The 19,871-nt window shown below is 62.2% G+C and carries 20 protein-coding genes; 7 read left to right on the forward strand and 13 right to left on the reverse strand.

Annotation, left to right across the window (positions count from 1 at the left end; all coding sequences use genetic code 11):
- The first annotated feature begins 83 nt into the window (after window positions 1-83).
- Window positions 84-1,277 (forward strand): hypothetical protein, encoded by a 1,194-nt coding sequence (locus DQG19_RS04820; RefSeq protein ID WP_116125052.1) that lies wholly within the window; start codon window positions 84-86, stop codon window positions 1,275-1,277.
- 123 nt (window positions 1,278-1,400) lie between these two features.
- Here the strand turns inward: DQG19_RS04820 and DQG19_RS04825 are convergent, their stop codons facing one another.
- A complete protein-coding gene (locus tag DQG19_RS04825) occupies window positions 1,401-2,315 on the reverse strand; it encodes a diacylglycerol/lipid kinase family protein (RefSeq protein WP_116125053.1) in 915 nt (304 codons plus the stop codon).
- Between the two features lie 126 nt (window positions 2,316-2,441).
- Between DQG19_RS04825 and DQG19_RS04830 the strand changes: the two genes are divergently transcribed.
- Together DQG19_RS04830 and DQG19_RS04835 are read left to right on the forward strand one after the other, a co-directional pair.
- Window positions 2,442-3,383 carry an ABC transporter ATP-binding protein gene (locus tag DQG19_RS04830; RefSeq protein WP_116125054.1) on the forward strand — a complete coding sequence of 314 codons (942 nt, stop codon included), beginning with the start codon at window positions 2,442-2,444 and terminating at the stop codon, window positions 3,381-3,383.
- On the forward strand, window positions 3,376-4,698 hold the full coding sequence (locus tag DQG19_RS04835) for an ABC transporter permease (RefSeq protein WP_116125055.1): 1,323 nt from the start codon (window positions 3,376-3,378) through the stop codon (window positions 4,696-4,698). Before DQG19_RS04830 ends, DQG19_RS04835 begins: the two co-directional genes overlap by 8 nt.
- Before the next feature lie 16 nt (window positions 4,699-4,714).
- On the opposite strand, the gene DQG19_RS04840 is transcribed toward DQG19_RS04835, so the two are convergent.
- The 6 genes from DQG19_RS04840 to rpe form a co-directional block, all read right to left on the reverse strand.
- Complete coding sequence (locus DQG19_RS04840) at window positions 4,715-4,978, reverse strand: YkoF family thiamine/hydroxymethylpyrimidine-binding protein (RefSeq protein ID WP_116125056.1); 264 nt, start codon at window positions 4,976-4,978, stop codon at window positions 4,715-4,717.
- Window positions 4,979-5,072: 94 nt separating this feature from the next.
- A complete protein-coding gene (locus DQG19_RS04845) occupies window positions 5,073-5,888 on the reverse strand; it encodes a hypothetical protein (protein ID WP_116125057.1) in 816 nt (271 codons plus the stop codon).
- An 11-nt stretch (window positions 5,889-5,899) separates the two neighbouring features.
- Window positions 5,900-7,162 (reverse strand): sulfate adenylyltransferase subunit CysN, encoded by a 1,263-nt coding sequence (cysN, locus tag DQG19_RS04850; RefSeq protein WP_116125058.1) that lies wholly within the window; start codon window positions 7,160-7,162, stop codon window positions 5,900-5,902.
- A 68-nt stretch (window positions 7,163-7,230) separates the two neighbouring features.
- Entirely contained in the window at window positions 7,231-8,136 is a 906-nt protein-coding gene (gene cysD, locus DQG19_RS04855) for a sulfate adenylyltransferase subunit CysD (protein ID WP_116125059.1), read from the reverse strand.
- The gene (gene cysC, locus DQG19_RS04860; protein WP_410503614.1) at window positions 8,133-8,720 is read right to left on the reverse strand and encodes an adenylyl-sulfate kinase; all 588 of its coding nucleotides are present in this window, start codon (window positions 8,718-8,720) and stop codon (window positions 8,133-8,135) included. The genes cysD and cysC overlap by 4 nt, the downstream gene beginning before the upstream one ends.
- A 96-nt stretch (window positions 8,721-8,816) precedes the next feature.
- The gene (gene rpe / locus DQG19_RS04865) at window positions 8,817-9,491 is read right to left on the reverse strand and encodes a ribulose-phosphate 3-epimerase (RefSeq protein WP_116125061.1); all 675 of its coding nucleotides are present in this window, start codon (window positions 9,489-9,491) and stop codon (window positions 8,817-8,819) included.
- A 292-nt stretch (window positions 9,492-9,783) separates the two neighbouring features.
- Here rpe and DQG19_RS04870 point away from each other — a divergent pair, with 292 nt between their 5' ends.
- The 4 genes from DQG19_RS04870 (at window position 9,784) to DQG19_RS20770 (ending at window position 13,834) form a co-directional block, all read left to right on the forward strand.
- Window positions 9,784-10,803 carry a DUF2279 domain-containing protein gene (locus DQG19_RS04870; protein ID WP_157974317.1) on the forward strand — a complete coding sequence of 340 codons (1,020 nt, stop codon included), beginning with the start codon at window positions 9,784-9,786 and terminating at the stop codon, window positions 10,801-10,803.
- A gap of 23 nt (window positions 10,804-10,826) precedes the next feature.
- Window positions 10,827-11,729 (forward strand): DNA/RNA non-specific endonuclease, encoded by a 903-nt coding sequence (locus DQG19_RS04875; protein ID WP_116125063.1) that lies wholly within the window; start codon window positions 10,827-10,829, stop codon window positions 11,727-11,729.
- Window positions 11,730-11,734: 5 nt separating this feature from the next.
- Window positions 11,735-13,291, forward strand: coding sequence for a helicase HerA-like domain-containing protein (locus DQG19_RS04880; protein ID WP_116125204.1), 1,557 nt, complete (start codon window positions 11,735-11,737; stop codon window positions 13,289-13,291).
- 180 nt (window positions 13,292-13,471) lie between these two features.
- Window positions 13,472-13,834, forward strand: coding sequence for a hypothetical protein (locus DQG19_RS20770; protein WP_157974318.1), 363 nt, complete (start codon window positions 13,472-13,474; stop codon window positions 13,832-13,834).
- A gap of 19 nt (window positions 13,835-13,853) precedes the next feature.
- Here the strand turns inward: DQG19_RS20770 and DQG19_RS04885 are convergent, their stop codons facing one another.
- The 6 genes from DQG19_RS04885 to DQG19_RS04910 all read right to left on the reverse strand — a co-directional run bounded on the left by DQG19_RS04885 (window position 13,854) and on the right by DQG19_RS04910 (window position 19,819).
- A complete protein-coding gene (locus DQG19_RS04885) occupies window positions 13,854-14,813 on the reverse strand; it encodes an electron transfer flavoprotein subunit alpha/FixB family protein (RefSeq protein ID WP_116125064.1) in 960 nt (319 codons plus the stop codon).
- Between the two features lie 49 nt (window positions 14,814-14,862).
- A complete protein-coding gene (locus DQG19_RS04890; protein ID WP_116125065.1) occupies window positions 14,863-15,606 on the reverse strand; it encodes an electron transfer flavoprotein subunit beta/FixA family protein in 744 nt (247 codons plus the stop codon).
- 220 nt (window positions 15,607-15,826) lie between these two features.
- Window positions 15,827-16,501, reverse strand: a complete 675-nt coding sequence (locus tag DQG19_RS04895; protein WP_116125066.1) for a phosphatase PAP2 family protein — start codon at window positions 16,499-16,501, stop codon at window positions 15,827-15,829.
- A 40-nt stretch (window positions 16,502-16,541) separates the two neighbouring features.
- The gene (locus DQG19_RS04900) at window positions 16,542-17,318 is read right to left on the reverse strand and encodes a peptidase (protein WP_116125067.1); all 777 of its coding nucleotides are present in this window, start codon (window positions 17,316-17,318) and stop codon (window positions 16,542-16,544) included.
- Window positions 17,319-17,331: 13 nt separating this feature from the next.
- A complete protein-coding gene (locus DQG19_RS04905) occupies window positions 17,332-18,321 on the reverse strand; it encodes an alpha-E domain-containing protein (RefSeq protein ID WP_116125068.1) in 990 nt (329 codons plus the stop codon).
- A gap of 37 nt (window positions 18,322-18,358) precedes the next feature.
- Window positions 18,359-19,819, reverse strand: a complete 1,461-nt coding sequence (locus DQG19_RS04910) for a circularly permuted type 2 ATP-grasp protein (RefSeq protein ID WP_116125069.1) — start codon at window positions 19,817-19,819, stop codon at window positions 18,359-18,361.
- Between the last annotated feature and the right edge of the window lie 52 nt (window positions 19,820-19,871).

Below are 19,871 nucleotides of genomic sequence, written 5' to 3' on the forward strand. Positions count from 1 at the left end.
TATCCGGTAGTTTTTGGCTAGGCCGGGAAGATAAGACAGCCCGGCGCTACGTCCGGCACCCCGCGGGGAGTATCTTAGGCACCGTGCGCCCCGTATTCGCTCTTCTGCCCCTTCTCTTCCTCCTCCCGGTCGCCGGCTGCCGGGACGGCGGGGCCGCCGCCGACTCCCCCCTCCGCGACAACGTGCTCTACGCCGTGGTCGAGGATACCGCCTGCCCCTCCGGCGCGACCCACCACAGCAACTGCGACTTGGGCTCGGTATTCCTCGCCAACCGCGATTCGGCCTACTTTTACTATCCCGACCAGGGGCTGCTTACGGTACACCCCCTCATCCGGCGGGGCGACACGCTCGTGATGAGCGAGGGCCACCGGCGCTTTGCCGTTCGCGGCTCCGCCGACGCACCCGTCCTGCGATCGGCCGGTGGGCGTACCTACACCCTCCGCGTCCTGGCAGATACCCCCCGCGGGGGTACGCCGGCCGCGCGGCTCGCTACTACCCCGCTGGAATTGCTGCCGCCGGGTATGCGCACCTTCGTCCATCCTCCGCGCCCCTGCGCCGACGTACCGGGCGCTTCCCGGGGGGTTGTCGAAAGCGGTTTGCGGGACACCGTACAGTACGTCGACCTGACCGGCGTCTACGGGCCCGCAGTCGGTCCCTACCGCCTCCTGCAGGTCGACGGCTCGGGACTGTACTCCCTCCTCGGCGGGGAAGCGGACGACGGCATCTACCGGCACGTGGACCGGCAGGGAAAAGTGTGGGCGGGCACCTACTCGTGGACGGACGACTACTACGCTGCCGTAGGAACCGACCTGCGGGGGTCCTGGCGTGCAGCGTTCGAAGTACGGCATGCCGAACTGTCCGACGTGCGCTACCGGAGGATAATTCCTAAGTGGGGCTACCGCCGCATCGCGGGACAGGAGCCGGGGCCGGGACCGTTCGATTCCTTCTCTCCCGACAGCACCTATCTATTCGGCATCGATATCACGCCGTCCTACGGCGTCGACCTGCTGATCAACGACATCGTCGTAGCCAGCTTCCCGACCCTCTACCGCTCCGCGATCGACGACGGCCTGCTCTACGCCCAGAGCGACTGCGCCCTTTTGGCCATGCAGGAATCCCAAGCCGGTACGCAATTAACCACCAACTTCACCCTCACCTTTTCCGGTGTGGCGGACGAAACCCGTCCCACCGTGCCGTTGACATTTGCGCGGGTGGCACGCTGGCGGGGGAAGACGGAACGTCCCGGCCAGACGGAACTTCGGCCTAGGGATACGTAACCGCACATCGGATGTACAGCGTACCCCTGCGCCCGGTGCTGGCGGCGGGAGGTCCTCGTCGTGGGCCTGTATAGGTCCGGGTCCCCGGTACGCGCCGCACCCGCGTCCCCGCCCCACGCTTCGTTACCGAGACGAGACAGGCTGCTCCCCGCACTGTACCCGCAGCCGTTCCGGGGTCAGCTCCGCGCGTACCGGACCGCCGCCCAGGTACTCCCCGTCCGCCTCCAAGCCGGTAGTGCCACCCACCTTCACGCTGGTCGCCCGTGTCGTAGTGACCCCTTCCACCTTTCCAATGGAGGAGGTGTAAAAGCGCCAGCTGTTGGCTAGGATACGTGTTGTAGGTAGCTCTACCGCAAAGGTGAGCGCGAGGGTATCGCCGGTGGGGTCGGCCTGCGGAAGGAGCTGCATACCGCCGCCGCAGAAGCGCCCGAGGCCAAGATTGATCGTATGGAAGCGCCCGGTGATCCGGTGACCGTCGTATTCCAGCTCAAGCTCCGGCGGCGTGTACCCGCGCAGGTACGCGGCGGTGAGGAGCGGATACAGCAGGCGGTGCCTGTAGCCGGCGGCCGCGCTCCGGCGCACCACCTCGGCGTCGTAGGCCATGCCGGCCATGTTTATGAAGTGGCGCACCCGGCCGTCGCCGTAGGTGAGGCGGCCGATGCGGTGCGCCACCGTATGGTTCCGGTCGTAGGTATCCATCCAGCGCAGGATGTTGCGGGGCACCGCCAGCGTCCGGCACCAATCGTTGCCGCTCCCGAGGGGAAGCGGGGCGTAGGTGAGGTCCCCGCACCTTCCCTGGGCTACGGCGGCGTTGACGAGAAGGTGGTGGGTCCCGTCGCCCCCCACGCCGACGACCTCCCGGTGGCCGGCGTCTCCGGCTTCCGCGAGGCGGTCGGCCAGGGAATGGCGTGCATCCGCCAGCCCGAACGAGGCGCCCGGATACCGCCGCCGCAGCACGGGCCAGGCGTACCGCCACCAGCGGGCCGCACGTCCGGCGGCGGCGGCGGGGTTGACGATAAAGTGCGGAACGGTGGACATACAGCAATGGTACGAAGCGCAGCGCGGGGGAGCGCCGTTTATCCGGTGAGAGGGTCCGTTTGTCCGATTCCGCGGAAATTGTCCGTAAAATGGGCCATATTGACGCACACACCACCCCACCACCTTATGTCAATTTCCCATAGCGCCCCGGTCATCGAGGTGCGTAACGTCCGGAAAACCTACGGAGAAAAGGTTGCCGTCGACGACGTTACCTTCAGCATGCCGCCCGACGCGATCCTCGGCCTGCTGGGCCCCAACGGGGCCGGCAAGACCAGCCTTATCCGCATGATCACCACCATCACCGCTCCCGACAGCGGTGAGATCTACTTTTCCGGTCAGCCGCTCAGCGGGTACCACCCCACACAGATCGGCTACCTGCCCGAGGAGCGCGGGCTCTACAAGAGTATGTACGTCGGGGAGCAACTCCTCTACCTCGGCCAGCTCAAGGGAATGAATGTGCGGGTAGCCGAGCAGAGCGCCCGCGAGTGGCTCGCCAAATTCGAGCTGGAGGGGCAGTGGAAGAAAAAAGTGGAGGAACTCAGCAAGGGCATGCAGCAGCAGGTACAGTTCATCGCTACCGTACTCCACGACCCGAAACTGCTGATTCTCGACGAGCCCTTCAGCGGCCTGGACCCGGTGAATGCCAACCGCATGCGCGCCGAGATCCTGCGGCTGCACGCCAACGGCACGGCTGTGATCTTCAGCACCCACCGGATGGAACAGGTGGAGGAGCTCTGCGAATTCATCGTACTTATCAACCACGGCCGCAATATCCTGCAGGGCAAGGTGCAGGACATCCGCCGGCAGTTCCTGGAGCACCGCTACCGGCTCACCTACCAGGGGACGCTACCCGCCGCGGTCGCCGAGCACCACCAGCTCCTGAACCCCACCGTTTCCACGGTAGACATCCAGCTCAGCCCCGGGGAGTCCGGCAACGACCTGCTGCGTTCGCTGCTCCGGCTCGGCGTAGAGATACAGGGCTTTCACGAGCTGCTGCCCAGCCTCAACGAGATCTTTATCAAGCGCGTCAGCCGCGTCGAACAGCCGCAACCCCTCTCCCATGAATAACCTTTGGCTAGTCATCCGCCGCGAATACCTGACCCGGGTACGCCGGCGCTCCTTCATCCTGGCTACCCTGCTGACCCCCATCGGCCTGGCGCTCTTCGCCGTGGTGGCCAACGCGGTATTCAGCTACGAGAACGACGACGTGAAACGCATCGCCGTCATCGACGACGGTAACCTCTTCGACGGAGCCCTGCCCGACGAGAACGGACTATACTTCCGCTTCGTCGACCAGCCCCTGGAGGAGTTACGTGGCGAGGGCGGCGACGACCGCGACTTCGCCGGGATCTTGGTCGTGCCGGAGGTCACCAATGCCCGCAGCCGCAACTTCCGCGTGCAACTCTTCACCGATGAGACGCTCAGCATCGACGCCCAGTCGCGCATCCGCCGCCGCGTCGAGGACGCCCTGCGGGAGTACAAGATCGAGGCCCTGGACATCGACCAGACCACCCTGGCCAGCCTGGATACCGACGTGGACGTGAGCGTCCGAAGCCTCACGGCCACCGCCGAAGGTGAAGACGAAGACCGCAGCATGGCCGCCGTGATCGGTGCGGCCATCGGTACCGTGATGGGCTTCCTGATGTACATCTCGGTCTTCGTATACGGCATGATGGTCATGCGGTCGGTCATGGAGGAGAAGACCAACCGCATCGTGGAGGTCGTCATCTCCTCCGTGCGCCCCTTCACCCTCCTGCTCGGCAAGATCATCGGCGTGGGGGCCCTCGGCCTTACCCAGGTCGTTGCCTGGATGATCATGATTCCGGGATTGCTCTTCCTGGTTAGTCTGTTCTTCGGACTGGACGCCCAGCCCAGCCAGATGCCCAACTCCCCCGAGATGGATCCCGCAGAAATGCAGAGCGTGATCGAACGGATGACCGGCGGCCTGGCCGACCTCAACTGGTGGCTCATCCTGCCGTGCTTCATCCTGTACTTCCTCGGCGGCTATTTCATGTATTCGGCCCTCTTTGCCGCGGTAGGTAGCGCCATGGGCGACGATATGGGCGAAAGCCAGACGCTCACCATCCCCATCACCATCCCGGTCATCCTGGCCTTCTACATCATGATGTCGGCCATTCAGAACCCCAACTCCAGTCTGGCGGTCTGGTCGTCCATCTTCCCGCTCTTCGCGCCCATCGTTATGCCGGCTCGCCTCGCGTTCGACCCTCCGCTGTGGCAGGTGGGCCTCAGCCTGGTGGTGGTCTTCGCCTTCGCCGCCCTCATGGTGTGGATGGCGTCGAGAATTTACCGCGTCGGCATCCTGAACTACGGCAAGAAGTCCACCCTCAAGGACATGGGCAAGTGGATCACGGCCAAATACTAGGTCTTACATCTAAATTTTAAAATTCAAGATTTTTCCCCGGCTCGATCGCCACGTTCAGAATCTTGAGCACGAAGGAGCAGCTTCCTTTCATGTCCAGGGTAGGACGCATCGCCTCGGTCAGCGCCGCCATCACGGTATCGTACTCCCCCGAAAGCTGGGTGCTCAGGGGGTTGGTGGCCACCGTGATGCCCTCCCGCGGCAATCGCTGGATGAAGGCGACGATGGGCGGTTCGTAGTCGGCGGTCAGGGGGTACAGGGAGATCTCTACGGAAACATGCATGGGCGGGGTCGCGGGTGCAACGGTTAATGAGGCGCTAATTAACGACCGGCAGAGGAAACCGAGGCGTGCCGGGCCACCGAATTACCGTAGACGCCTATTGCTGAACCAGTCCGGTAGCAAACAGGAAATCGACCTCCTGGTCGAGGGCCTCCGCCACGGCGGCCGAATCGGCCGCCAGGTTGATGTTCCCGAGGAGCAGGTCGAGGCGCGCCTCTACGTCGAGGCGCAAATTGAATCCCTGCGCCGGCGTCACGGCCTGACCGAAGTCAAGAATGAACGGCCGGCTCCCGTACGAGCTCACCGAAAGGGTATCGCCCCCGGGCACCAGGGTATATTCCAGGCGGGTCTGCACGTAGCCCTGCCCATCACGGAAGTTGAGCCGTCCGGGTTGGGTGCGCAGGGCATCGCCGGTGGGGGCGGTAGCCGGCACTACGGTGCGGTACTGCCCGGGCAGGCCGTAGGTACCGTATAGGCCGTCCAGCGCTTCGGTCCCCGTACGCAGCGTACCGACGTTGGTAGTCGTAGGAGCAAGGGATGCCAGCAGGTAGTTACCGTTCAGCGTGACCGTCACCGTATCAACTCCCTCCAGTAGCCCTAAGTTGACCGGTCGGTTCGGCAGCGGAAGTTGTGCGGTAGGGGAAAGCAGGCCCAGGTCCCCCAGGTAGTACCGGAAACGGACCAGCTGAAAGGTGTTGCCCGCACCATCCGCGTACGACTGACCGACCACGACGTTATCCGCCCCCCAGACCGGCGTGAGGCGAACCGAGAGTGCGGGATAGGTGCAGCAGTCCGGACAGGCCGCGTCGGCCTGCAGGTCATAGTTAGCGGAATCGGGATCGGTGCAGCCGATACGCTCCTCGTAGCAGGCGGTTAGTAACAGAGCCAGAAAAGCTACGCAGAGCAGACGCATGGCTCGGGATATCAGATGATCATTCCCGCGGCAACCGTCTCGTTGGTTTGCTCGTCGATGAGGATGATGGAGCCGGTAATGCGGTTCTTGCGGTAGGGATCGGTCAGCAGCGGGGCGGTAGTCCGGAGCTGGACGCGGCAGATGTCGTTCATCTTGACCTCCTTGTTGTCCTCGTCGCGGTGAAGGGTATTGATGTCGAGGCGGTAGCGGACATCCTTGATGATGCACCGGGCTTCCTGGGTGGTGTGCATGATGGCGTACTTGCCGCGGGGCTGGAGCGGGCGCTCGTTGAACCAGCAGAGCATGGCTTCCACGTCCTGGGTTACGTCCGGCTGGTTATTGGGCCGTACGATCATATCGCCCCGGCTGATGTCGATATCGTCCTCGAGCAGCAGGGTGACGGACATCGGGGGGTAGGCCTCTTCGATCTCGCCGTCGTAGGTGTCGATCTTGGCAATCTTGGAGGTAAAGCCGCTGGGCAGCACCATGACATCGTCGCCCTTCTTGAAGACGCCGCCGGCGACCCGGCCCGCGTAGCCGCGGTAGTCGTGGTAGTCATCGCTGTAGGGGCGGATGACCGTCTGCACGGGAAAACGGCAGTCGATGAAGTTGTTGTCGCTGCCGATGTGCACGTTCTCGAGTGCGTACAGCAGGGTGCTGCCACCGTACCAGTCCATGTTGGTGCTCTTCTCGACCACGTTGTCGCCGAGCAGGGCCGACATGGGAATGAACTCCACGTCCTTTACGTCCAGCCGGTGGCTGAAGGTGCTGAAGTCTTCCTTGATCTGCTCGTAGGTTTCCTCGCTGAAATCGACCAGGTCCATCTTGTTGATGCACACGATCAGGTGGGGAATCTGCAGCAGCGAAGCGATGAAGGAGTGGCGGCGGGTCTGCTCGACCACGCCGTGGCGGGCATCCACGAGGATAAGGGCCACGTTGGCCGTGGAGGCCCCCGTCACCATATTGCGGGTGTACTGGGTATGGCCCGGGGTATCGGCAATGATAAATTTCCGCTTCGGAGTCGCGAAGTAGCGGTACGCCACGTCAATGGTGATTCCTTGTTCGCGCTCGGCCTTCAGTCCGTCGGTCAGCAACGCCAGGTTGACGCCTACTTCTCCGCGCTTGGAGCTGGTCTGCGAAATGGCTTCGTACTGATCCTCGAAGATCGACTTGGAATCGTACAGCAGGCGTCCGATCAGGGTCGACTTTCCGTCGTCGACGGAACCGGCGGTCGTGAAGCGAAGCAGCTCGGTGTGCTCTAAGGAATTTACCATCAGAAAATTGAAAATTTAAAATGTCACATGTAAAAGTTGCACGCCTACCGTACTATCCTACTACGGTACTAGAAATACCCCTGCTTCTTCCGGTCTTCCATAGCCGTTTCCGAGCGCTTGTCATCGGCGCGGCCGCCGCGCTCCGTCTGCCGGGCGATGCTGACCTCGGCGATGATGTCCTCTAGGGTCGAGGCCTCGGATTCCCACACGCCGGTACAGGTGATGTCGCCGATCGTGCGGCAGCGGACCATTTTCTTTTCCAGCTTTTCCTCGGGCCGCCGGGGTAGTACCTCGGAATCGGCCAGCAGCATGCCGTCGCGTTTGAAGACTTCGCGCTCGTGGGCGAAATAGAGGCTGGGCAGTTCCACGTTTTCGACGGCGAGGTACTGCCACACGTCGAGCTCCGTCCAGTTGGAGATCGGGAAGACGCGGAAGTGCTCGCCGTACAGCTTGCGGCCATTGAAGAGGTTCCAGAGCTCGGGCCGCTGGTTCTTGGGGTCCCACTGTCCGAACTCATCGCGGTGGCTGAAGAAGCGTTCCTTGGCGCGGGCCTTTTCCTCGTCGCGGCGGCCACCGCCGAGGGCGGCGTCGTACTTACCCTTCTCGAGCGAGTCGAGCAGTACGGCGGTCTGCAGGTAGTTGCGGGTAGCGTTGTAGCCAGTTTCTTCCCGGACCATTCCGTTGTCGATGGCCTCCTGTACGGAGCCGACGATGAGGTTGGCACCGATACGCTCGACGAGCGCGTCGCGGTAGTCGATCGTTTCCTGGAAATTGTGACCGGTATCGACGTGGAGGAGAGTGAAGGGGATCTTGGCCGGGTGGAAGGCCTTGACGGCCAGGTGCACCATCAGGATGGAGTCCTTGCCGCCGCTGAACAGCAGAACGGGATTCTCGAATTGGGCGGCTACCTCCCGCAGGACGAAGATGCTCTCGGATTCAAGCTCGCGAAGGTGATTGAGCTGGTAGGTATTCATAGAGGAAGTGCTTCAATGAGTCGGTCGGCAGCCTCGTCAACCGTCAGGTCGGCGGTCCGCAGGTCCAGAAAGGGGTCGAGGGGGGCCTCGTAGGGGCTGTCGATGCCGGTAAAGTTCTTTAGATCGCCGGCGCGGGCCTTGGCATACAGGCCCTTTACGTCGCGCTGTTCGCAGATTTCGAGCGGCGTATTGACGAAGACTTCCAGGAAGTCATCGTCGCCCACGATATCGGCCACGCTCTGCCGCATCGCCCGGGTGGGGCTGACGAAGGAACAGAGAACCACGGCACCAGCCTGCACGAACAGTTTAGCGACCTCGGCCACGCGGCGGGTGTTCTCCTGCCGGTCTTCCAGGCTGAAGCCCAGGTTTCCGTTGAGGCCCGTCCGGACGTTATCGCCGTCGAGTACCTGAGCAAAGACGCCACGCTCGAAAAGTTTTCGTTCGGCGGCGGCGGCAATAGTGCTTTTTCCGCTGCCGGACAGGCCGGTCATCCACACTACCGCGCCGCGGTGACCGTTGGCGGTTTCGCGCTCGGAGCGCTGTACAAGTCGGTGGTAAATGGGGTGAATGTTCTCGGCCATAATCGCGTTGAAGCTGCAAAGATAATACTGATACTACGTTTTTGCCCCCTCTACCCCGGAGTTTAACCAGGATGCTTCCTTCATACGAAGGGGCGGGCGCTATACGTAGGCTACCGGGTTGGGGTCGATCGCCTTCAGTTTACGGATCGTATCCGCCGGATCGTCGGATCCGAACACCGCGCTGCCGGCCACCAGCACCCGCGCGCCCGCCTCGAGCACCTTCTGCGCGTTCTGCAGCCCGATACCGCCGTCGACCTCGATGATGGCGCGGCTGTTGCGCACGGCGATCAGCTCGGCCATCTGCCGGATCTTGGGGATGCTCTGGTAAATGAATTTCTGCCCCCCGAAGCCCGGATTGACCGTCATGATCAGTACCGTATCGACGTCCTCGATCACGTTTTCCAGTACGCTTACCGGGGTATGGGGGTTGAGGGCCACGCCGGCCTTCGCCCCGCTCTCGTGGATCTGCTGAATGACCCGGTGCAGGTGGGTACAGGCTTCGGCGTGTACCGTTATGCCGGTCGCCCCGGCGCGGGCGAAGCTTTCCACGTAGCGCCCCGGATCATCGATCATCAGGTGTACGTCGACGTACTTCTCGGCCTGGGCGGCAATCTGCTCGATGATGAACTGCCCGAAGGAAATATTGGGTACAAAACTTCCATCCATCACGTCGAGGTGAAACCAGTCGGCCTCGCTCTCGTTCACCAGCGCGACCGCGCGGTCGAGGTGGAGGAAGTCGGCAGCAAGCAGGGAGGGAGCAACTAAGTGGGGCATGCGCAAAGGTTGAAATCAGTAGACGCAAGATATTACCCCCGGGTTGAGTTGGCGCCCCGACATCGGATGTGCGGGACATCCGATGTCGGGGCGCCACGGGCAGGAACCAGGTCGGCTTGCCCCTTCCGAGAAGCACCGCACCTGCGATTTTCCCCATTAACCAGTTGAATGTCATACTATTGCGCCGATTTTCAGAAAAAATTGGTCGACATCGGATGTGGTCCACATCCGATGTCGACCACATCCGATGTCCGGCCGCGCTAAATTTCCCGACCCAGCGTTATCCCCCCGCATGCTACCCGTCCACCGCGCCCTCTCTCTACTGATCTTCCTGTTGACCGTCGCACCCGCGCGCGCGCCCCTCCTGGCGCAGGGGCTGCGCTACGATTATACCCAGCGCGATCCCCTGGCGGAAGTGGCCGGTGACGGCTGGCTCAAACCGGCCGATGAACTCCACCCCGCGCGCTTCCGGACGGCGGCGGGCGCAGGTATCGGTGCCTACGCGGCCGCGGGCGTCGGGCTGTACGCGATCTGGTACAGGAACTACGAGCTGGAACCCTTCCACTTCTTCAACGACTGGCCGGAATGGGAGCAGATGGACAAGGCCGGACACGCCTTCACCGCCTACTTCTTCAGCCGCACCGCCTTCGCCGGCCTGCGCTGGGCCGGACTCAAGCGCCCCGCCGCCCGCTATACCGCGCTTGGCGTAGCCAACCTCCTGCAGGCGACCATAGAGACCATGGACGGCTTCTCGTCCAAGTGGGGGTTCAGCGTGGGCGACATGGGCTCCAACCTGGCCGGTAGTCTCCTCTTCACGGTGCAGGACATCGCTTGGCAAGAGCAGCGCATCCTCATGAAGGTGTCCAACGACTTCCGGCCGATCCCCGACGTGCCGGTTGGCCAGGGCGGCACGGGCAACCTCGGCTACGTAGTGCGCACGCGCTTCGGGGAGAACATCTTCGAGCGCTACCTCAAGGACTACAACGCCCAGACGATCTGGCTCTCCGCCAATCCGGCCGCCTTCTTCCCCGGCAGCCGGCTGCCGCAGTGGCTCAACGTGGCGGTGGGTTACGGCGTCGAGGACGTCTACGGTGCCTACAATAACACCTGGCGACAGGACGGCACCGGCTACGTCTACCGCGACGGCGACCGCCACCGGCAGCTCTTTCTGAGCCCCGACGTCTACCTCAGCCGCATTCCTACCCGCAAGCGGTGGGTACGCCTGGTACTCGGCATTCTTGACTTTGTAAAAGTGCCCGCCCCGGCCCTCGAGTACAGTCGCGGCGACTTCACCTTCCACTGGCTGATGTAGCCCAAAGCCGTATTTTGCCCCCCATGGCCAAACTGCGCAGGAACCATACACCGCAACGGGGCGGAGCGGCCTCGGCCGGTACCATCCTCAAGGTGGGGCTCTTCGCGCTTATCCTGTTTGCCCTCGTGTGGGCCTTTGAAAGCTGGAACGGCGCGCGGACGCAGGTGCCTGGATCCTCGGAATACGCTGGCGAAGCTTGGTTTCTTCCCGCGGGAAGCGACGGAGCAATCATCGATCACCACGGCTTCGTCCTTTCCTACAACGAAGACTGGGAGCAGGCCGACTGGGTCGCCTACATCCTCACCCGCGACCACCTGGAGCGCGAATGGGGCGAGCGCGACGACAACTTCCGCGCCGATCCACTGGTCACGACCGGCTCGGCCGACCTGGCCGATTACCGCGGCAGCGGCTACGACCGCGGGCACCTGGCCCCCTTCGCCGACTTCGCCTGGAACGATACCCTGGCCGATGCCACCTTCTACCTGTCGAACGTAAGTCCCCAGGCCCGGCAGTTCAACCAGGGCGTCTGGCGGGAGCTGGAGGAGCTGGTGCGCGACTGGGCGAAGACCGACGACCGCCTCTACGTCGTTACCGGACCCGTCATCACTCAGCCGCCGAAGGGCTACATCGGGCGCGACAACCGCGTTGCGATTCCCACGGCCTACTTCAAGGTGCTGTTGGACCTCGAGGAACCCCGGCAGAAGGGGATCGCCTTCCTCATCCCCAACGAAGTGAGTTTCCGGCCGCTGCCGGAGTATGTCGTCTCCATCGATTCGGTAGAGGCGGTAACCGGCCTCGACTTCTTCGGGGATTTACTGCCCCCCGACCTGGAAGCAGCGATCGAAAGCAGTGCCAACCCCGACTTCTGGCGCTTCAGCAAGCAGAAGTACGACCGCCGCGTCAACCAATGGAATAATGTAAAATGAGCAGCATGGAACAGGCCGCAGCCTTTCGCGAAAGCATCGATAACGGGTACACGTTCGAAGGCCCCTCCTTCGTCCTGGGCGGCGCCATGCTGGGCGACAAAACCCTGACCGGCACCCTGGTACGTCTGCCCCTGGGTACACTTAACCGCCATGGCCTCATCGCCGGAGCAACGGGGACGGGCAAGACAAAGACCCTGCAGATCATTGCCGAGCAACTGAGCCGCGAGGGAGTACCCAGCCTGCTTATGGACATCAAGGGCGACCTGAGCGGAATCGCCGTTGCCGCGGCGGGCCACCCCAAGATCGACGAGCGGCACGCCGCCATCGGCATCCCCTTCGAAGCCTCCGGCAGCCCGGTGGAATTGCTCAGCCTGAGTGACGAGCCCGGGGCCCGCCTCCGCGCCACCGTACTCGAGTTTGGCCCGGTGCTCTTTTCCAAGATGCTCAACCTCAACGAGACCCAGTCGGGCATCATGGCGGTCGCCTTCAAGTACGCCGCGGATAACCACCTGCCCCTGCTCGACCTTAAGGATCTGCGCAAAATCCTGCAGTACCTCACCAACGAAGGAAAGGAAGAAGTGGAGAAGGAATACGGCCGCATCTCCGGATCCTCGGTCGGGGCGATCATGCGTCGGGTGGTGGAGCTGGAGTCGCAGGGGGCGGAGCGCTTCTTCGGGGAGCTCAGCTTCGACGTCAACGACCTGACCCGGCTGGACGGGAACGGCCGCGGGGTGGTATCCATCGTCCGGCTGACCGACATGCAGGACCGGCCAAAACTGTTTTCCACCTTTATGCTACAGCTGCTGGCCGAGATCTACGCCACCTTCCCGGAGGAAGGCGACCTGGACCGGCCCAAGCTCGCGGTCTTCATCGACGAGGCCCACCTGGTCTTCGAGGAGGCCACCGACGCGCTGCTCGACCAGCTGGAGGCCATCATCAAACTGATCCGGTCAAAGGGCGTAGGCCTCTTTTTCGTTACCCAGAACCCCGCCGATATCCCCGCCGACGTGCTCGGTCAACTCGGTCTGAAGGTGCAGCATGCCCTGCGTGCCTTTACCGCCCGCGACCGCAAGGCCATCAAACTGGCCAGCGAGAATTATCCCCTGAGCGACTTTTACGACATCGACCAGACCCTCACCGAACTCGGAACCGGCGAGGCTTTCGTGACCGCCCTCGACCGGAAGGGGCGCCCTACCCCACTCGTCCGTACGCTGCTGCGTGCCCCGGAAAGCCGGATGGACGTGCTCACCGAGCAGGAGATCGCCGGTCTCGTCCGAAAGTCGCCCCTCGCCCGCAAGTACAACGAGACCATAGACCGGGAAAGCGCCTACGAAATCCTGAATAAGAAACTGGAAGCCGCCGAGGCGGCAGAGCGGCAGCAGGAGATCCGGGAACAGCGCCACAAGGCCGAGCGTACGGTCCCGGTGGGGCGGCGCGGCCGGGACAAGAGCATGTTCGAAACGATACTCTCCAGTACCACCACCCGGCAGATTGGACGTACGGTAGCGCGCGAGCTGACGCGCGGCCTGCTCGGTGCACTAGGCATCAAACGTCGTCGGTGATCACAACACCCAAAACGACCCTTCGCCACCTCTGAACCGCGATCGAGCAACCGATTTTAAGATATTATACCCTAAGAGAATGGTGTACATACAATCGTACCCCTGACCGGCGTTTAAGGAGCAGACACCAGCCATTTGGCTTACCCGAACACTCGGTTTCACCTCAAGAATACAGTTATCATGCTTCAGCTCATCGCTGTAGCCGGTCTATTGACCGGTCTCAACCCCACGTGGAAAATGCCGACCACTGATACGGTACTTCCTTCCCACTCGCTTCAGCGTATTCAACTTGTTTCACAGGATAGCTTTCCATACTATTTCGAAGAAAAAGTACTACAGCTACCCCCCCAGCAGCCATACGCGAGTAACGGCGAAGCTTCCATATTTATACCGCTGCAACGCACGACGGCAGACGACGAATCCCCGGTAACCCGGACGGCAGAGCATTCCCACCCCACGCTGCCGCCGGTTAACGTACATCACGATGCGCTTCCGGTTCGGCTGAAAGGGCACGAAGCGGTCTGGAAAATGCTTGGTAACTGACGGCGGAACCGCGGAAACCCTACTGCCCCTTATACTTCTTAACCGCCTCGGTGAGCCGGGGCAGCACGTCAAAGAGGTCGCCAACCACGCCGTAGTCCGCGGCCTTGAAGAAGGGGGCGTCCGGATCCTTATTGATGACTACGATCGTCTTGGAGTTATTCACTCCGGCCAGGTGCTGGATGGCTCCGCTGATTCCGGCGGCGATGTAGAGGTTGGGCCGGATAGCGACGCCGGTCTGGCCGACGTGTTCGTGGTGGGGCCGCCAGTCGCTGTCGGCAACGGGCCGGCTACAGGCCGTGGTGGCACCGAGCGCGTCGGCGAGGTCTTCGATCACCGCCCAGTTTTCCGGCCCCTTGAGGCCCCGACCACCGCTGACCACGAGCTCCGCTTCCGGCAGGGGGGTACGGCCGGTGGCTACCTGGTGGTTGATAACTTTGGTCTTGGGGGCCGGCGGTTCGACGGAGAGTTCGACTACGGGCGCGTCGCCGCCGGCCTCGGTCACGGGAATGGAGTTACCGGCCAGGCTGATGACCTTGACATCGGTAAGGACCTGCACATCAGCAAATGCCTTCCCGGAAAAGACCGGCTTGGTGACGGTAAAGTAGCCGTCCTTCATCATGGGCACGGCATTGGCGCCGGCCACGGATCCCGCTTCAAGGCGGGCGGCCAGGCGGCCGGTAATGTTTTTTCCGGTGCTGTTGTGGGGAACCACGATCACCGTAGCCCCCAGTTGCTTGGCGGCCTCGGTAATGGCGACGGTGTATACCGCCGCGTCAAAGCCCTCCAGGTGGGGGCTGCTGATGCGGTGTACCTTGGCCGCCCCGTATTTACCGAGCCCTTCGGCGCCGGGGGCGTCTCCGAGCACCAGCGCGTGGCATTCGGTGCCCAGCACGTCGGCGGTTTGCTTGCCGTACACGATCACTTCGTGGGCTACTTTCTTGAATTCTCCGTTGGTCGCTTCCGCGTATACGAGTACCATTTATATATCTTTTTATTCGTTAACTGATGGTCCGGGGTTACAGCGGGTACTAGATTACCTTGGCTTCCTCGTGCAGCAGGCGGACCAACTCGTCCATATTGTCGGGCTCGATGAGCTTTACGCTACCCTTCTCGGCGGGCTTCTGGTAGGAAGCAACACGGGTGGTATCCGGAAAATCGACCGCCTGCACCACCTCGAGGGGCTTGCGCTTGGCCATCATAATGCCCCGCATATTGGGAATGCGTTGTTCGGCCATCCCCTTGGCGGCACTCAGGGCGATGGGGGTTTGAACTTCGATGACTTCATCTCCGCCCTCAATATCACGGGTTACCGTGGCCTGAGTACCTTCGACCTCGAGGCCGATGGCGTCGCCCACGTAGGGCAGGTCGAGAAATTCGGCGACCATAGCCCCTACTTCGGAGCCGTTGTAGGAAATAGTCTCCTTACCGAATAGAATAAGGTCGAAGTCCTTGCCCCTAGCAAACTCGGCGATCTGCCGGGCAGTGAATAGGCTGTCCTTCTCCTCGGTGACGTCAATGCGCACCGCATCGTCGGCACCAATGGCCAGTCCCTTCCGAATGACCGGATCGTTGTCGGCCGGGCCTACGTTGAGAATGGTGACGGTGCCACCGGCGGCCTCCTTCAGTTCCAGGGCGCGGACGAGGGCGTACCACTCGTCGTAGGGATTCATAATGTACTGTACCCCGGTAGTATCGATTTCGGTACCGTCGGACGTAAGCTGGATTTTCGTGGTGGTTTCCGGCGTCTTACTGACGCAAACAAGTAATTTCATTAGGATCGTTTAAGCGCAAATATAAAGTTCCCCGCCGCCCGAAAGTGCGATCAGCGAATTTTCGCTAATCTAACGGCAGCGGACGCGATTGGTTGACCCGTACAACGCGGTCTCCGACCGCGCAGTACAATGCTGCCTCCGGCAGCGCCAGGACAATGCTGCCTCCGGCAGCGAAGTAAGATGCGGTCTCCGACCGCGACCTATCGGATTCCGAAGCCCCCTACCCTTCCAACCCAGACCCACCCCGCCCGTGCATACGCACCACCGCACCCGCGACCGCGCCCCCCAGCAGTACGCCCGCCGCGGCGTCGGTGATCCAGTGCTTGCCCGCCTTCACGCGCAGAAAGGCGGTGAGCCCGGCGACGCCCACAGCCAGTATCCGCCCGTAGGGTGCCAGGGGCCTGTCGTACACCTCAAGCAGGCTCGCAAACAGGACCGAACCCGCCGCGGCATTCGCGGCGTGGCCCGAAAGAAAAGCCGCCCGGTCCTTGCGGGTGAGTAGCTGCTCGGGGTGCCAGTCCGCCGTGTACACGTAGGGTCGGGGCCGGTTGGCGGTGTTCTTGATGAGGCTGCTCAATGAAAAATTCAGCAGCATCGTCTGTAGCCAGATTAACAGGACGGTCGGATAGTGGCTCCGTCCGACGGGGTCGAAGGACAGCAACAGCGGCAGTGTCGGCCCGCCGTACAGCCCGAAGTCGGCCAGGTTACCGGCCCGCTCGTCGCGGGTGGTATAGCCGAGTCGGTCGACCGGATTGATTTCGTCGCCCTGGTAATTACCCGTCCAGGGCGAGTAGACGGGGTCCAGCCGGCGGTCGAACCAGGCGGCGGCGGCAAGCAGGGTCAGGCCGGTAAGCAGAAGGGCGTATTCCCGCGGGGGGTGCAGTTGTAGGGGCATCTAGCGATAGATACCGCCCCGGTAGGCAAAGGTTGGGTGCCTACTGCTGCTGTTGTACCTGGATCTGGCGGACGCGGTTGTCCTTTCCCTGCTTTTCGACCTTGGAAACCAGGTCATCGATCCAGTCGTCGGGGATCTCGTGGATCACCTCGCGGATCTTGCTGCCCCACAGGCTGGCCAGGTGGCCGGTATCTTTTTCGTCGAAGCGGGTTTCGTGCATGAAGCCGGTATCCTTGTGGTAGATCACCATATCGATGGGGTACCCCACGTCGTTGGCGCTCACGCGGGTGCTGTCGAAGCTCAGAAAGCCGCACTTGATGGCGAAGTTGAGCGGCGACTCGTAGGTAAGCGCGCGGTTGAGGATCGGCTTGCCGTAGCCGGAATTTCCGATGATGGTGAAGGGCGTGGCCTCTCCAATCTCGATCCAGTTGCCCTCCGGGTAAAGGAGGTAGAGCTTGTGATCCTTGTCGTTCTCGAGCTGCCCGCCCACAATGGTGAACAGGTTGAAGGACAGCCCCGAGGCGGCCAGGCTGGCCTTGTCCTCGCCGGCCACCCGCCGCAGCTGCTCTCCGAAGGCGTTGACCACCTTGTACATCTTGTCGAAGTGGCCCGATTCCTTTTCCAGTACCTCCTCGAAGTAGGTGACGGCCTTGTCCCGTACGGAGCGCAGCCCGCTGGTCATGAGGAAGATGTTGTTGTTCCCCTGCTTGTGGATAGATATCTTCTTGGCGGAGGTGGTCTCGCTACCGGAAGTGATACGGGTGTCGGCGATGGCCACCAGGCCCTTTTGCACGCGAATACCCAGACAGTAGGTCATAGTAAGGGAAGGTTTACCGCTGGTGCTGTGATTGCGTTTGCGCGGGAGTGTCCGTAGTAACCAGATTAAAGTATATCCGTTCGATGTCGTCGTGGAGGGCGTACACTTCCCCGAGGGCTTCGGTGAGGGTAGCGATGGGCCGTTCGCAGATGGCGTCGTAATCGAGGTAGCGGAAATAGGCGTGCAGTTTCCCGGCCCGGAACTGCGCCGGGTCGTTCACGTCTTCCCGGCCGTGCAGCGATACGAGCAGGCCCACCACCCGCTCCAGGTTATAAATGATGGAGCGCGAGAAGGTGGGGTGACCGATGAGAAATTCCAGGGTGGTACGCCGCGTCTGCCGCCGCTGGTAGGCGCGCCGGTGCATGTCGAAACCCTCTACCACCTTGAGCAGGATGGTCTGCTGGTAAAGTTTCAGCACCTTGTTTTCGTTGGGTCCCCCGCTGTCGCTGATCACGTCCGCGTCGTGGAGCTTGCTGTTGATAATGCGGATCACCTGCGCCACCCGTTCCAGGTGGATGCCGAGCTTAACGAAGACCCAGGCCTGGTCGTGGAGCAGCGTATCGTGGATCCGCGAGCGGATGATGGCACACTGCCGCCCCACCTCGAAGGTATAGTCGTAGAGGCCGCGCATGGCGAAGTCCGCCGGATCGGTGCGGTCGCTGTACAGGTAGAAGGAGTTGACGGCTTCCCACAGTTCCGTAGAGATGACGTGGCGCACGCTACCCGCGTTCTCCCGGGCCGACTTGACCGTCGACCGGATGCTGGTCGGTACGCTGTAGTCCATGCCCACCCGCCGCAGCACGTCGGTTTCGACGAGGGTACCCGCTTCGTCAAAATCGCTGCCGTACATATTCAGGATGGACTTCAGGATAAAGTCCTTGCTCTGGCTCATCGGCGCGTCGAGCATCGAGAAATACTGTACCCGCAAGTAGCGGGCCAGGTGCTCGGAACGCTCGATATAGCGGCCGGTCCAGTAGAGGGTGGAGGCAATTCGGGCTAGCATGAAAATTGAAAATTTTAAATGTAAGATTTAAAATTACCTAGCAAATAACCCAGGTATCCTTACTTCCACCCCCCTGGCTCGAATTTACGATCAGGCTGCCCTCCCGCAGCGCCACCCGCGTGAGCCCGCCTTTTAGGATGCGCGTCTTGTCAGCCCCCAGCAGGGTGAAGGTGCGCAGGTCGATGTGGCGGGGTGCGAAGCGGTTTTGGTCTTCGATGTAGGTGGAGTGCGTACTCAGCATGATCTTGGGCTGGGCAATGAAGTTGCGGGGGTCGGCCTTGATCTTGTCGGCGAGCTCGGCAAGCTCCTCCTCATCCAGCCGGTCGCAGATCATGACGCCGTAGCCACCGGACATATCCACGGGCTTGACGACCAGTTCCGCGAGGTGCTCCAGGGTATACTGCAGGTCGTCGGGGCGGCCGCAGATGTACGTAGGTACGTTCTGGATGATCGGCTCCTCCTTCAGGTAAAAGCGAATCATGTCGGGAACGTAGGCACAGATGGCCTTGTCGTCGGCGATGCCGGTGCCGGGAGCATTGACGATGGTCACGCGGCCCTTCGCGTAGGCGCGCATGAGACCGGCCACGCCCAGCATACTGTCGGGCCGGAAAACCTCGGGATCGAGGAAGGCATCGTCGATGCGCCGGTAGATCACGTCCACGCGCTGACGCCCGCTGATGGTCTTGAGGTATACGGTATCGTCGTCGACGTAAAGGTCCGGCCCCTCCACCAGGTCGCAGTCCATGAGCCGTGCCAGCAGGCTGTGTTCGTAATACGCCGAGTTGAAGGGGCCCGGCGTCAGGACCACGCAGCGCGGACCGCCCTCCCGTTGCGGGGCCACCGACTGCAGCGTCTGGAGCAGCATGGCCGGGTACTCGTTCACCGCCTCCACGGGTACGTGGCGAAACATGCCGTAGAGTGTCCGCCGCATGGCTTCGCGGTTGCTGAGCACGTAGCTGACGCCGGAGGGGCTGCGCAGGTTGTCTTCCAGGACGTAGAACTTCCCATCGGTGTGGCGGACCAGGTCGGTCCCGCAGACGTGGGTGTAGATATCGCCGCGCGGCCGGAACTTCTCCATCCCCGGCACGTAGTGGCTGCTGCTCATCACCAGCTCTTCGGGCACGATACCTTCCTTAAGTGCGCGCCGCTCCCCGTACACGTCGCCGATGAACATATTGAGTGCCTCGTTGCGCTGCTGCAGGCCCCGCTCGAGCTCCGTCCACTCCGCGGCGTCGATGATGCGGGGGAAGAGGTCGAAGGGAAAGATCTTCTCCTTGCCGCCGCCCTCCTCGGAGTAGACCGCATAGGTGATCCCCTGATTGAGGAAGGACAGCTTGGCGCTTTCGTTGAGGCGCTGAAAGTCGCCCGCGTGCAGCTCGTCGAAAACCTGGCGGATCGCGGGGTAATTCGGGTAAGCGTGGGAGAAGGTGGAAAACACCTCATCGAGGGTGCCCTCCGGGACGGTGTAGCCCGTGAACAGACCGCTGGCTTCGCTCATGTGGTGTGTGGTTGGTTGATCGGGGGAGTGAATTCTGATGTAAAGTACGACC

The sequence above is a fragment of the Lewinella sp. IMCC34183 genome (genome assembly GCF_003390915.1).
Lineage (GTDB): Bacteria > Bacteroidota > Bacteroidia > Chitinophagales > Saprospiraceae > Neolewinella.

Bases quoted from the DNA above. Each gene is read 5' to 3' on its own strand.
- DQG19_RS04825 (WP_116125053.1), bottom strand. From the start codon at position 2,315: ATGTCCACCGTTCCGCACTTTATCGTCAACCCCGCCGCCGCCGCCGGA.
- DQG19_RS04830 (WP_116125054.1), top strand. From the start codon at position 2,442: ATGTCAATTTCCCATAGCGCCCCGGTCATCGAGGTGCGTAACGTCCGG.
- DQG19_RS04835 (WP_116125055.1), top strand. From the start codon at position 3,376: ATGAATAACCTTTGGCTAGTCATCCGCCGCGAATACCTGACCCGGGTA.
- DQG19_RS04840 (WP_116125056.1), bottom strand. From the start codon at position 4,978: ATGCATGTTTCCGTAGAGATCTCCCTGTACCCCCTGACCGCCGACTAC.
- DQG19_RS04845 (WP_116125057.1), bottom strand. From the start codon at position 5,888: ATGCGTCTGCTCTGCGTAGCTTTTCTGGCTCTGTTACTAACCGCCTGC.
- cysN (WP_116125058.1), bottom strand. From the start codon at position 7,162: ATGGTAAATTCCTTAGAGCACACCGAGCTGCTTCGCTTCACGACCGCC.
- cysD (WP_116125059.1), bottom strand. From the start codon at position 8,136: ATGAATACCTACCAGCTCAATCACCTTCGCGAGCTTGAATCCGAGAGC.
- rpe (WP_116125061.1), bottom strand. From the start codon at position 9,491: ATGCCCCACTTAGTTGCTCCCTCCCTGCTTGCTGCCGACTTCCTCCAC.
- DQG19_RS04870 (WP_157974317.1), top strand. From the start codon at position 9,784: ATGCTACCCGTCCACCGCGCCCTCTCTCTACTGATCTTCCTGTTGACC.
- DQG19_RS04875 (WP_116125063.1), top strand. From the start codon at position 10,827: ATGGCCAAACTGCGCAGGAACCATACACCGCAACGGGGCGGAGCGGCC.
- DQG19_RS04880 (WP_116125204.1), top strand. From the start codon at position 11,735: ATGGAACAGGCCGCAGCCTTTCGCGAAAGCATCGATAACGGGTACACG.
- DQG19_RS20770 (WP_157974318.1), top strand. From the start codon at position 13,472: ATGCTTCAGCTCATCGCTGTAGCCGGTCTATTGACCGGTCTCAACCCC.
- DQG19_RS04885 (WP_116125064.1), bottom strand. From the start codon at position 14,813: ATGGTACTCGTATACGCGGAAGCGACCAACGGAGAATTCAAGAAAGTA.
- DQG19_RS04890 (WP_116125065.1), bottom strand. From the start codon at position 15,606: ATGAAATTACTTGTTTGCGTCAGTAAGACGCCGGAAACCACCACGAAA.
- DQG19_RS04895 (WP_116125066.1), bottom strand. From the start codon at position 16,501: ATGCCCCTACAACTGCACCCCCCGCGGGAATACGCCCTTCTGCTTACC.
- DQG19_RS04900 (WP_116125067.1), bottom strand. From the start codon at position 17,318: ATGACCTACTGTCTGGGTATTCGCGTGCAAAAGGGCCTGGTGGCCATC.
- DQG19_RS04905 (WP_116125068.1), bottom strand. From the start codon at position 18,321: ATGCTAGCCCGAATTGCCTCCACCCTCTACTGGACCGGCCGCTATATC.
- DQG19_RS04910 (WP_116125069.1), bottom strand. From the start codon at position 19,819: ATGAGCGAAGCCAGCGGTCTGTTCACGGGCTACACCGTCCCGGAGGGC.